Source organism: Paraburkholderia sp. BGA-UO-ETr-F12 (assembly GCF_059567945.1).
The window spans coordinates 82505-93137 of sequence record NZ_JCAQOZ010000019.1; the positions used below are offsets into that span (position 1 = coordinate 82505).

General features: G+C 63.1%; 10 protein-coding genes. All 10 read left to right on the top strand.

All coding sequences use genetic code 11. The features are described 5' to 3' along the window. The first annotated feature begins 33 nt into the window (after positions 1 to 33). Positions 34 to 1215 (top strand): acetyl-CoA C-acetyltransferase, encoded by a 1182-nt coding sequence (locus AC57B6_RS08115; RefSeq protein WP_028196628.1) that lies wholly within the window; start codon positions 34 to 36, stop codon positions 1213 to 1215. A 252-nt stretch (positions 1216 to 1467) separates the two neighbouring features. Further along, on the top strand, positions 1468 to 2208 hold the full coding sequence (locus AC57B6_RS08120; protein ID WP_028196627.1) for a 3-ketoacyl-ACP reductase: 741 nt from the start codon (positions 1468 to 1470) through the stop codon (positions 2206 to 2208). A 134-nt stretch (positions 2209 to 2342) separates the two neighbouring features. Beyond that, complete coding sequence (gene phaR, locus AC57B6_RS08125) at positions 2343 to 2957, top strand: polyhydroxyalkanoate synthesis repressor PhaR (protein ID WP_028196626.1); 615 nt, start codon at positions 2343 to 2345, stop codon at positions 2955 to 2957. Between the two features lie 432 nt (positions 2958 to 3389). Further along, positions 3390 to 4445, top strand: a complete 1056-nt coding sequence (locus tag AC57B6_RS08130; protein WP_474632514.1) for a tRNA dihydrouridine synthase — start codon at positions 3390 to 3392, stop codon at positions 4443 to 4445. A 110-nt stretch (positions 4446 to 4555) separates the two neighbouring features. Further along, a complete protein-coding gene (gene rimO / locus AC57B6_RS08135) occupies positions 4556 to 5947 on the top strand; it encodes a 30S ribosomal protein S12 methylthiotransferase RimO (RefSeq protein WP_144195691.1) in 1392 nt (463 codons plus the stop codon). A 3-nt stretch (positions 5948 to 5950) separates the two neighbouring features. Beyond that, positions 5951 to 6916, top strand: a complete 966-nt coding sequence (locus tag AC57B6_RS08140; protein WP_496420954.1) for a sugar kinase — start codon at positions 5951 to 5953, stop codon at positions 6914 to 6916. 85 nt (positions 6917 to 7001) lie between these two features. Further along, positions 7002 to 8186 (top strand): beta-ketothiolase BktB, encoded by a 1185-nt coding sequence (gene bktB / locus AC57B6_RS08145; protein WP_454805804.1) that lies wholly within the window; start codon positions 7002 to 7004, stop codon positions 8184 to 8186. Between the two features lie 166 nt (positions 8187 to 8352). Further along, positions 8353 to 8979, top strand: coding sequence for a hypothetical protein (locus tag AC57B6_RS08150; RefSeq protein ID WP_496420955.1), 627 nt, complete (start codon positions 8353 to 8355; stop codon positions 8977 to 8979). Between the two features lie 14 nt (positions 8980 to 8993). Beyond that, entirely contained in the window at positions 8994 to 10178 is a 1185-nt protein-coding gene (locus AC57B6_RS08155; protein WP_496420956.1) for a cystathionine beta-lyase, read from the top strand. 185 nt (positions 10179 to 10363) lie between these two features. Further along, positions 10364 to 10516 carry a hypothetical protein gene (locus AC57B6_RS08160; RefSeq protein ID WP_496420957.1) on the top strand — a complete coding sequence of 51 codons (153 nt, stop codon included), beginning with the start codon at positions 10364 to 10366 and terminating at the stop codon, positions 10514 to 10516. Positions 10517 to 10633 lie beyond the last annotated feature (117 nt).

Consider the following 10633-nt stretch of genomic DNA (forward strand, 5'->3'; position numbering starts at 1 on the left):
CCTATTTGGCCGATGTGCCCGGAGGATATGGAAATGACTGATGTTGTGATCGTATCGGCCGCCCGTACGGCAGTGGGCAAATTCGGTGGGTCGCTGGCGAAGATCGCCGCGCCCGAACTCGGCGCCACCGTGATTCGCGCCGTGCTCGAACGGTCTGGTCTGAAGCCGGAGCAGGTCAGCGAAGTCATTATGGGGCAGGTGCTGACAGCCGGCTCCGGTCAGAACCCGGCGCGTCAGTCGCTGATCAAGGCCGGTTTGCCCACGGCTGTGCCCGCCATGACGATCAACGTGGTGTGCGGCTCGGGCCTGAAGTCCGTGATGCTGGCGGCCAACGCGATTATCGCGGGCGATGCCGACATCGTGGTCGCCGGCGGTCAGGAAAACATGAGCGCGGCGCCGCATGTGCTGCCGGGTTCGCGCGACGGTTTCCGCATGGGCGACGCGAAGCTGATCGACTCGATGATCGTCGACGGCCTGTGGGACGTCTACAACCAGTACCACATGGGCGTGACGGCGGAAAACGTCGCCAGGGAATACGGCATCACGCGCGAGCAGCAGGACGCGTTCGCGGCGCTGTCGCAGAACAAGGCGGAAGCTGCGCAGAAGTCGGGCCGTTTCAACGACGAAATCGTGCCGGTCGAAATTCCGCAACGCAAGGGCGAGCCGCTGCGTTTCGCGACGGACGAGTTCGTGCGTCACGGCGTGACGGCTGAATCGCTGGCGGGTCTGAAGCCGGCTTTCTCGAAAGAGGGCACGGTGACAGCGGCCAATGCGTCGGGTCTGAACGACGGCGCCGCGGCAGTGCTGGTGATGTCGGCGAAGAAGGCCGAGGCGCTCGGCCTCACGCCGCTCGCGCGCATCAAGGCGTATGCCACGTCGGGTCTGGATCCGAAAATCATGGGCATGGGCCCGGTGCCCGCGTCGCGCCGCTGTCTCGAGCGCGCGGGCTGGACGCCGGCCGATCTCGACCTGATGGAAATCAACGAAGCGTTTGCCGCGCAGGCGTGCGCCGTGAATCAGCAAATGGGCTGGGACACGTCGAAGATCAACGTCAACGGTGGTGCGATTGCGATCGGCCATCCGATCGGCGCGTCCGGTTGCCGGGTTCTCGTCACGTTGCTGCACGAAATGCAGAAGCGCGATGCGAAGAAGGGCTTGGCGTCGTTGTGTATCGGCGGCGGCATGGGCGTGGCGCTGGCGCTCGAGCGCGCTTAACGGGGCTGCGGGCCTCGAGTCGCGGGTCTCAATGACGGAGACTCGAGGCGCAAACCGGTTCAAGCAGGTTCAGGTGGGTTTCAGCAAGCTGTAAGCAGGGTTGCCGCGCATTCTCTGGCAAGCAGATAGCAGGCGGTGCGCGGCGAGCAATGGCCTCGTCGGCCGGTCGCCCGGCGGCAGTGGAGATGAAGTATCAGGCGAGGGAAGAGGCCGCCGGTCGGCGCCTCGAAAACGAAAAACGGAGTGTAGTGTATGACACAGCGAATTGCGTACGTAACGGGCGGGATGGGCGGCATCGGCACGAGCATTTGCCAACGGCTGCACAAAGAGGGCTTCAAGGTCGTTGCAGGTTGTGGCCCGAACTCACCGCGCCGCGTGAAGTGGCTCGAAGAGCAGAAGGCTCTCGGCTACGATTTCATTGCGTCCGAAGGCAATGTCGGCGATTGGGAGTCGACCAAGGCCGCGTTCGACAAGGTCAAGGCCGAAGTCGGCGAAATCGACGTGCTGGTGAACAATGCCGGTATCACGCGCGACGTCGTGTTCCGCAAGATGACACATGAAGACTGGACGGCGGTGATCGACACCAACCTGACCAGCCTGTTCAACGTCACCAAGCAGGTGATCGACGGCATGGTGGAGCGCGGCTTCGGGCGAGTCATCAACATTTCGTCGGTGAACGGGCAGAAGGGGCAGTTCGGCCAGACCAACTATTCGACCGCGAAGGCCGGTATTCATGGCTTCACGATGTCGCTGGCGCAGGAAGTGGCCACCAAGGGCGTGACGGTGAACACCGTGTCGCCGGGCTACATCGGCACGGATATGGTCAAGTCGATCCGTCCGGACGTGCTGGAGAAGATCGTCGCGACGATTCCGGTGCGCCGTCTCGGCCAGCCGGACGAAATCGGTTCGATCGTGGCATGGCTTGCTTCTGACGAATCGGGTTTCGCCACAGGCGCGGATTTTTCGCTGAATGGCGGTTTGCATATGGGCTGAGTCAGCGGCGCGCGGCTCACAAGGCGGCGTGTTTCGACTCAGATGGTTCCGGCGGCGTCTCGACTGTGCAATAACCCGATTGCGCAGTCGGTATGACGCCGTTTCCGCGCTCAACTCGCGCTCAAAGGCGTTACATGACTACTACAAAGAAAACAGCCGAACGACTGATCAAGAAATATCCGAATCGTCGGCTCTACGACACCGAGACAAGCACGTACATCACGCTGACGGACGTTAAGCAGCTCGTGCTGGATCAGGAGGATTTCAAGGTCATCGATGCGAAGAGCAACGAGGATCTGACGCGCGCCATCCTGTTGCAGATCATTCTCGAAGAGGAGAGCGGCGGTTTGCCGATGTTCTCGTCGTCGATGCTGTCGCAGATTATCCGTTTTTACGGCCATGCGATGCAGGGCATGATGGGCACGTATCTGGAGAAGAACATCCAGGCCTTCATCGACATTCAGGCGAAACTCGCCGACCAGTCGAAGAATCTGTACGAAGGCAAGGCGATGAACCCCGAAGTCTGGTCGCAGTTCATGAACATGCAGGCACCGATGATGCAGGGCATGATGACCAGCTATATCGAGCAGTCGAAGAACATGTTCGTGCAGATGCAGGAGCAGATGCAGAACCAGGCGAAATCGATGTTCGCGACTTTTCCGTTCACGCCCGGCGGGCCGGTGAACGCGGCTGGAGCGCCGGGCGCGCCGGCTAATCCGCAAAGCAATCCGGAGCCGGAGAAGAAGTAAGCACGACGCCAACGCTGATATGACCGGCGCGCCCGCTGGAGGCCCGCCTCATGGACGCGGCGGCGGGGCGTGCACTTTGCCCCAGAGGGGGATGACGGCGACTGCCGCGCGGCGGCCCGGCTGCCCGCCTTCCGTTCGAAAGCGCACAGTCGTGAGCGCGGTACAATTGCAGCTTGCATGTGCTGGCTCGGGGTGGTCCAGGCGGTCCTCATGATCCATTCCTGGATCCCGTAGCCCCGCGTCTCACATCCCCCGCTCAATTCCATTTGTGGCTATCGCCATCGCTGCGTGCCTGTCCGTCTACCGTCCATGTCGCCGACCCTTTTCCGCTTCCGTTCCCCTGCCGCACTCACGCCTTCGATTCCCAAGGCCGGACCTGTCAGCCTTGGCTGACCGGAAGATTCGCGGCCGCAGCTTAGGCGCCGTTCTCGCATGAGCCACCAGCTTTTCCTTGCGCCCATGGAAGGGCTGGCGGACTACGTATTGCGCGACGTGCTGACTAGCACTGGCGGATTCGATGGCTGCGTGTCTGAATTCGTCCGGGTAACGGGTTCGGTGCTTCCCGAGCGTGTCTACGAGAGGGATACGCCCGAAGTCCTGCACGGGGGCCATACCCCCTTCGGCACGCCGATGGTGATCCAGTTGCTCGGCAGCGATCCAGAATGGATGGCGCTAAATGCGGCCCAGGCGGCCCGGCTGTCGCCGCATGGACTCGATCTGAACTTCGGTTGTCCCGCCAAAGTCGTCAACCGGCACGGCGGCGGCGCGATGCTGCTGGCTCACCCGGAACAACTGAACCGGATCGTTGCGGCCGTTCGCGCTGCGGTGCCTGCCGGCATCCCCGTGACAGCCAAAATGCGGCTTGGCGTGTCCGATACGTCGCTCGCGATCGACTGCGCCACGGCGCTGGCCGAAGGCGGCGCGGCCTCCCTTGTCGTGCATGCCAGAACCCGTGACCATGGTTACCGGCCGCCGGCACACTGGGAATGGATCGCGCGTATCGACGACGCGGTGGACGTGCCGGTCATCGCCAATGGCGAAGTCTGGACGGTAGCCGACTGGGAGCGGTGCCGGGCGGTCAGCGGTTGTGCGGACGTGATGATCGGGCGAGGTGCCGTATCGGATCCTTTCCTCGCCTTGCGCATACGCGGAGTGATGGACCGGACGCCGTCCGCTGACGAATGGCCGGCCGTGCTGGGTCAGTTGGCCGGCTATCTGAGAAAGCTGGCAGCCCGCGTCGCGGCCCGCCACGAGCACGGACGCGTCAAAATGTGGCTCAGCTACCTGAAGCGGACCTGGCCGCAGGCCGCCGAACTGCATGCGGCGATCCGGCGCCTGCACGACTCTCGCGATATTCTTGAGGTGATCGAAAGTGCGCGCGCAGTCGACGGTTCGATGCCGGCACATCAGCACGCGGCTTCCGGTCTGCCCGAACCGGCACTGCCTCGCCACTTGACCGGCTACGCGGTCCTCGGCGCGGTACAATAAAGGGTTGCGTGCGCGGGACGCTGTCCGGGCTGTGGTCTTGATGGCCATTGGACCCTCAGCCTTGCCGCACCGTCCCCATTTGTCGTTACCGCTATACGCCGGACCCACCCATGTCGCAGACCATTTCCCCCGCCGTGCCGACGCCTTCTACTCCGAAGGTCGGATTCGTCAGCCTCGGCTGTCCTAAGGCTTTAGTCGATTCCGAACAGATCATCACGCAGTTGCGCGCCGAGGGTTACGAGATCTCCGGCACGTACGACGGCGCGGACCTCGTCGTCGTCAATACCTGCGGCTTCATCGACGAAGCGGTGCAGGAAAGCCTCGACGCGATCGGCGAGGCGCTCAACGAAAACGGCAAGGTGATCGTTACGGGCTGCCTCGGTGCAAAGCAGAGCGCGAGCGGCTCGAACCTGATCGAAGAAGTGCATCCGAAGGTGCTGGCCGTGACCGGTCCGCACGCGCTCGGCGAAGTGATGCAGGCCGTGCACAACCATTTGCCGAAGCCGCACGATCCGTTCGTCGATCTGGTGCCGGCCGCCGGCGTGAAGCTCACGCCGCGCCACTATGCGTACCTGAAAATTTCCGAAGGCTGTAACCACCGTTGCACGTTTTGCATCATCCCGTCGATGCGCGGCGACCTCGTGTCGCGCCCGGTCGCCGACGTGATGCTCGAAGCGGAGAACCTGTTCAAGTCCGGCGTGAAGGAATTGCTGGTGATTTCGCAGGACACGAGCGCGTACGGTGTCGACGTCAAGTACCGCACCGGTTTCTGGAACGGCAAGCCGATCAAGACGCGCATGACCGATCTGGTGGCCGCGTTGGGCGAACTCGCGGCGCAATACGGCGCATGGGTGCGCTTGCATTATGTGTATCCGTATCCGAGCGTCGATGAAGTCATTCCGCTGATGGCCGAAGGTCCGTTCAAGGGCCACGTGCTGCCGTATCTGGACGTGCCGTTCCAGCACGCGCATCCGGAAGTGCTAAAGCGCATGAAGCGCCCGGCGAACGCCGAAAAGGTGATGGAGCGCGTAAAGGCGTGGCGCGAAATGTGCCCCGATCTGACGATCCGCAGCACGTTCATCGCCGGGTTCCCCGGTGAGACCGAAGAGCAATTCCAGACGCTGCTCGACTTCATTCGCGAGGCGGAACTGGATCGGGTGGGCTGTTTTGCCTACTCGCCGGTCGAAGGCGCGAGCGCCAACGAACTCGACGGCGCATTGCCCGATGAAGTGCGTGAAGAACGTCGCGCGCGTTTCATGGAAGTGGCCGAAGAAGTGTCGGCCAAACGGATCGCGAAGAAGGTCGGCAAGACGCTGAAAGTGCTGGTCGACGAAATCAATGCGGACGGCGGCATCGGCCGTACGGCTGCGGATGCGCCCGAGATCGACGGTGTCGTGTATATCGCGCCGACGACCAAGGCGTCCAAACGTTACAAGGTCGGCGATTTCGTCTCGGTGAAGATCACCGGTGCCGATGGCCACGATCTGTGGGGCGAGGTCTAAGCAATGACGGTGAGTATGGCCCGCACGCCGGATGGCCGATCCTCGGACAGCCGGCCTTTAGAAGTCCTCGCGCTCGGCGAGGCAATGATCGAATTCAATCAGTCGGCTAAAGATCAGCCGAACTATCTGCAAGGTTTCGGCGGCGATACGTCGAACTTCTGCATCGCGGCAGCACGGCAGGGCGCGAAGACGGGTTTCGTGTCGGCTGTCGGCAGCGACCATTTTGGGCGTCTGCTGGTCGATCTGTGGGAACGCGAACAGGTTGACCCGTCGCTGGTGCGCGTCGATCCGCACGCGTCCACCGGGGTCTATTTCGTCTCGCACGGTCCTGCGGGTCATGCGTTCGACTACCTGCGCGCGGGGTCGGCCGCGAGCCGCTACGCACCGCACGATTTGCCGCTCGACGCGATCGCCGCGGCCAAAGTCATTCATTTGTCCGGCATCAGTCTCGCGATCAGTGTGAGCGCGTGCGACGCGGCGTTCGCGGCGATCGAACATGCGCGGGCAAACGGCGTGCGCGTGAGTTTCGACACCAACCTGCGCCTGAAGCTTTGGCCGCTCGCCCGAGCGCGCGCGGTGATGCTCGAGGCGATTCGTCAAACCGACATCTGCCTACCGAGCTGGGACGATGTGACCGAACTCACCGGCCTGACCGGCCGTGACGAGATCGTCGACTTTCTGCTGTCGCGCGGTCCGCGCGTCGTGGCGCTCAAGCTTGGCAAGGAAGGCTCGTACATTGCCACGCCCGACGAGCGGCGCGTCGTGCCGGGCCACGTCGTCGATGCGGTCGATGCGACCGGCGCCGGCGACTGTTTCGGCGGCGCGTTCATCGCGCGCATCGTCGCGGGTGACGATCCTTTTCAGGCGGCGCGTTATGCCAACGTCGCCGCTGCACTGTCCACGCAAGGTTACGGCGCGGTCGCGCCGATCCCTTTGCGGGCCACAGTCGAACACATCCTGGCCGGCTGACGGTAACGCGCTGCGAGGTGCTCGCCGCACCCCGCAGCCCGGCCAAGGCAAGATCATCTTCGGAGACTAAAGAGAGGAGCGGGCGATGCAACGAGACGTAGTGGTGGTAAGCGGTGTGCGTACGGCAATCGGCGGTTTTGGCGGCAGCCTGAAGGATTTTCCGCCGACGGATCTTGCCGCACGCGTCGTGCGCGAAGCCTTGGCACGCGCGAATGTGTCGGGTGACGAAGTGGGCCACGTGGTGTTCGGCAACGTCGTGCATACCGAGCCGAAGGACATGTATCTGGCCCGCGTGGCGGCGATCAACGGCGGCGTTGCGCAACATGCTCCGGCGTTGACGGTCAACCGCCTGTGCGGTTCGGGCCTGCAGGCCATCGTCTCGGCCGCGCAAAGCGTGCTGCTCGGCGATGCCGACATTGCGATCGGCGGCGGGGCGGAAAACATGAGCCGCGCGCCGTACTCGATGCCGGCTGCGCGTTTCGGTCAGCGCATGGGCGATGCGCGCCTCGTCGACATGATGGTCGGCGCGCTGAACGACCCGTTCCAGTCGATCCATATGGGTGTGACCGCCGAGAACGTCGCGCGCAAGTACGAAATCTCGCGTGAAGCGCAGGACGCGCTTGCGCTCGAATCGCATCGCCGTGCGGCCCATGCGATTACGAGCGGCTATTTCAAGGATCAGATCCTGCCGATCACGATTCCTTCGAAGAAGGGCGACGTCGTGTTCGATACGGACGAACACGCGCGTATGAACGCGACGGCGGAAGACTTCTCCAAGTTGAAGCCGGTGTTCGTGAAGGAAAACGGCACGGTCACGGCGGGCAACGCGTCGGGCATCAACGACGCCGCCGCCGCGGTCGTGCTGATGGAGCGCAGCGTCGCTGAAAAGCGCGGCATCAAGCCGTTGGCACGGCTGGTTTCGTATGCCCACGCAGGTGTCGATCCGGCATACATGGGTATCGGTCCGGTGCCGGCAACACGCAAGGCGCTCGAGCGCGCGGGCCTGACGGTTGCCGATCTCGACGTGATCGAAGCGAATGAAGCGTTTGCCGCTCAGGCATGCGCGGTCAGCAAGGAGCTTGGCCTCGATCCGGCCAAGGTCAATCCGAACGGCTCGGGTATTTCGCTCGGCCACCCGATCGGCGCGACCGGTGCGTTGATTACCGTCAAGGCGCTGTATGAATTGCAGCGGATTGGCGGCCGCTATGCGCTGGTGACGATGTGTATCGGCGGCGGGCAGGGTATCGCTGCGATCTTCGAACGGGTCTGAAGCAGGGGCAGGGGCCGCGCGGCGCGCAGCAACGCGTTGGCTCCTCTCTGCTGAACCAAGCCAGGCAGTGAGCGGGCAATAGGCACGTAGCAGGCAGGTAGCAGGCAGGTAGCAAGCGGCTAACAAACCGGGCATCGAGCCGTATCGTGCAACAAGGAATGAACGGATGCAGGAAGCAAAAGCGATGAAGGGTGCGATGCGTCGGCGCGGTTGGGCCGTATTGAGCGCAGTCGCGCTCCTGTGTACCGGCGCCGGAGCAATGCTGCCCGCGCAGGCATGGGCGGAAAGCGACGCGGTGAAGGAACTGGCGGCACCCCCGCCGATTCAGTTGCCGCTCAAGCCAAGCCCTGAATTCGCGAAGTTTCCGCGCTACGTCGGTACGCTGGGCACGCGGCAGATCGTGTTGCGGCTCGGCGCGAAAACCGACGACCCCGCTGGCGTGCACGGCGAGTATCAGTACACCGATACCGGCGAAGTGATCCTGATCGCGGGCGACCGCGATGGCGACACACTCGAAGTCGAGGAATCGAACGACGGCACGCATATCACCGGAAACTGGGTGGGCAAGTTTGCCGCCGACGGTTCGGTGGCGGGCGACCGGATGAACGTCGACGATTCCGACCCGCAGCCGTTCGATCTGAAACCGCTGGCGGCCGGGCAGCCCGTGCCGGCCGCCTCAGCCGGAGCCGGCGCAGCGGTCGCGCCGCATGCCAGCAGTGCCGCAACACCCGCCGCGGCGACGAATGGCGCTCACGCCGTCGGCGGAGTCAGCAATCTGCAAACCGGCGAGTGAGGCCTATTGACACCATGACCCAATCCAAACTCAAACGCAGCCTGCAAACGCATGTCGTGCGTGCCGAAGATCAACTCACGCCGGGTTTCGAATCTTTTTCGATGCCGGTTACGCGTGCTTCGACGGTCGTGTTCCCCGATCTCGCGACGATGCGCGCGCTCGACTGGAAAAACGACGCGCAATGGCGCTATGGCCTGCACGCCACACCGACTTCGCTGGCGCTCGCGCAGCGCCTTGCCACGATCGAAGGCGGCAATCACGCGCTGTTGCAGCCATCGGGGCTGTCGTCGATTTCGAACGTGTACTTCGGCCTCGTGAAGGCCGGCGACGACGTGCTGATTCCCGATAACGTCTATTCGCCGAACCGCGACCACGGCGATTGGCTGGCGCGCGATTTCGGCATTACCGCGCGCTACTACGATCCGATGATCGGCGCCGGGATCGCGGACCTGATCCAGCCGAATACGCGTTTGATCTGGCTGGAAGCACCCGGATCGGTCACGATGGAAGTGCCCGACGTGCCGGCCATTACCGCGGCTGCACGCGCGCGCAACGTTGTCACGGCGATCGACAACACCTGGTCGGCGGGGCTCGGTTTCCGGCCGTTCGACCACGGCGTCGATATCTCGGTGCAGGCCTTGACCAAGTACCAGTCAGGTGGCGGCGACGTGCTGATGGGTGCGACGATCACCGTCGATCGCGAGTTGCATCTGAAGCTGAAGGCAGCACGCATGCGCACGGGTATCGGTGTGTCGTCGGATGATTGCTCGTTGATTTTGCGCAGCCTGCCGACCATGCGATTGCGTTTCGAGCAGCATGACCGGGCGGCGCTTGAATTGGCCAGATGGTTGAAGACGCGCCCGGAAATTGCCGCGGTTTTGCATCCGGCGTTGCCCGATTGTCCGGGGCATGAATTTTTCAAACGCGACTTTACCGGCGCGGGCGGCTTGTTCTCCGTGGTGTTCGACGCAAGGTACAGCGCCGCGAAAATCGACACGTTCTGCGAGTCGCTCGAACTGTTTTCGCTGGGCTGGAGCTGGGGCGGCGCGCACAGTCTTGCGATGCCGTATGACGTCGCCTCGATGCGCACGGAAGGCCAATGGCCGTATCGCGGTACGTTGGTGCGCTTCTATATCGGTCTGGAAGACGAGGCCGATTTGCGCGCGGATATCGAACAGTGTCTGGTGGCGCTGGGGTAAGTATCTGAGCTGCGAGGCTGATTGTTGAAGCTTGACCAAGCCCATCGGGACCGGTGCCCGATGGGCTTTTTAGTTTGTCAAGATAACTAGTAAGCCTAACCATTCGGCCGAATGGTCGATGCCGGATCTCGACGCTACGATGGTGCGTGCCGTGACTAACGAATATCGCACGATGGTGAGTTTCGATGAATCTATTTTTCTGGATGTTGCTGAATCTTGGCGTGCCGATTGTCGGCCCGATCTTTACGCTGGCGCTCGTCGCACCCACGCACGGCTGGCGCGTCGCGGAGAGGTTGATCGCCGCATCGGTGCAAGACGGTCAACTGTTCTGGTGGTAAGCGCTGCACGAGCGCCGTCTTGACAGGCGCGCGGGATCTTCAGGCGTTTGCGCGAAGCTGGTCCGCAACGACCCACGGCATGAGTTCGTCAACGCGGTTGATCGCGTGGTCGGCGAT